General features: G+C 44.3%; 1 protein-coding gene. It reads left to right on the top strand.

The window, feature by feature from the left end; translation table 11 throughout:
- Nucleotides 1-599 precede the first annotated feature (599 nt).
- Nucleotides 600-1,904: a group II intron reverse transcriptase/maturase gene (ltrA, locus tag L3V30_RS23895; RefSeq protein ID WP_237310150.1), complete on the top strand. Its 1,305-nt coding sequence runs from the start codon at nt 600-602 to the stop codon at nt 1,902-1,904.
- Nucleotides 1,905-2,001 lie beyond the last annotated feature (97 nt).

Below are 2,001 nucleotides of genomic sequence, written 5' to 3'. Positions count from 1 at the left end.
ACGGGAGCGCCACGAGGTGCTCAACACAGGTTTAGACTAGAGACGCAGCCAAGCGATTAAATGGCATAACAAGTCTAAAACGTTAATCGAAACATAAGGTTAAGTCCAGTAGGGTGAAAGGTCCCTACCTAGGAAATTGCTAGTTCACCTAGAAGTCTGACTGGCATACATGGCGGTAACGGCATGATATGAAGCCCAGTGACAAAGACGAGTTAATCGTTGAGACGCAATGTAGGCCGTAGCATTAAGCGAACTTGGTTAAGCATCGTCACGCAAGTGGAAATGGGGAGTCGCTCCGTTTATATGAACCCTGCCACACACAGTGAAGTAACTAGCATAAGCAACTGTGTGGTTTCCCGGTGTAATACAAGATGGCATGCATTGAGGGATGTTGAGTAAACGTGGGAGAGCCTATTGTTGTGGGAGTAGCGCCCCAACTCAGAGATATAAGAGGGGGCCTCGAAATTCTTAGAGTAAACACAATAGGCAGTCGGATGAGCCCATAGTACCGACAATGGTGAGGACAACATAACCTCATCTAGGGAAGGGGCTCAAACATAAGTGATGTTTTTCAAGAAATTTCAGCGGGAGATTGCCAGATGGCTACCACTTCAAATAAAGTTCGAGAATTTCAGCGAAAACTCTACCTGCGCTCAAAGCAGGAGCCAGAGCAAGCGTTTTACAGTCTTTATGACAAAATCTGTCGTTTCGACATCTTGTGGGAGGCCTTTTATCTGTGTAAAGCAAATAAAGGCGCGGCGGGAGTTGATGGGGTAAGATTTGAAGACTTAAACAGCATTGAATCATCTGGCAAATTGATCAAGACGTTAAGAGCGGAGCTGGTTGAGGGGACTTACAAACCTCTACCGGTAAAAAGAGTACACATACCTAAAGACAATGGGAAGACACGAAACTTGGGAATTCCAAGCATTAGAGATCGTATTGTGCAGATGGCGTGTACACTTGTATTAAGCCCAATCTTCGACCCTCATTTACACAGTAATAGTTACGGTTATAGGCCGAAGCGAAGTGCGCAGGATGCAGTGAGCAGTATTAATGCATTTCTAAAACAGGGATATAAACAGGTTTACGATGCCGACCTATCAAAGTTTTTCGACACTATACCGCATTCACGATTAGTGGATAAGGTAAAGTCAAAAGTGACGGATAGGGCGGTTCTAAGACTGATTAAGTTATTCCTCAAAGCACCGATAAGTGAGACAACAGCAAAAGGAAAAAGCCGAATAGTGGGCAACTCTATCGGTACGCCTCAAGGCGGGGTGATTTCGCCACTATTGGCAAACATTTACCTAAATGACTTTTGTCAGAAGATAGCGACAAAGACACCGTGCAAGATAATCTCTTACGCGGATGATTTTGTTATTCTGTCGAAAACGAGACTGAACTCAGTCCAACAGGACTGGATAAAGAAAGAGTTGGAGCAGGAAGGGTTAACGCTTAATGAAGATAAAACACACATAGTCGATATGACCCGAGTAGGCAATGAATTTGATTTTCTTGGTTTCACTTTCAAATATGTGGTTGGCTTCATTCAGCACACAAATTACATAAAGATCTACCCGTCAAAGAAGAGCCAAAAGAAGTACAAGGACAAGCTACGCAACATAGTAAAACACAGAACGTCTCTCACACTAGACAAGCTCGTTCAACGAGTAAATCGAGTTGTGAGGGGCTGGAAGAATTACTTTGGCAAAGTAGGTTACCCAAGACAGGTATTCTTCAAAATGGATTGGTTTTTAGTGGCTCGATTCTATCGTTGGTCAAGAAGCAGAAGTCAGCGTCGGAGTGTGTATCTTGCGCAAGATGCATGGGACAAACTGCACAAGGCAGGTCTAGTGTACTTACAACCGACAAAGGCGAAAACTGTGAAGGTGAGCAGGTGAACACTTATGTGAAAGCCGTGTGAGGGAAAACCTCATGCACGGAATTGAAGAGGGGTTGCTGGATAAGAGTTGATTCGAAGCCAGTGACCTACTCTAC

The organism is Vibrio sp. A1-1 (assembly GCF_021728175.1).
In the GTDB taxonomy this organism is placed as follows: domain Bacteria; phylum Pseudomonadota; class Gammaproteobacteria; order Enterobacterales; family Vibrionaceae; genus Vibrio; species Vibrio diabolicus.
Note: the sequence above shows the minus strand (reverse complement) of the source record. Positions and strands in the feature narration are given on the sequence as shown.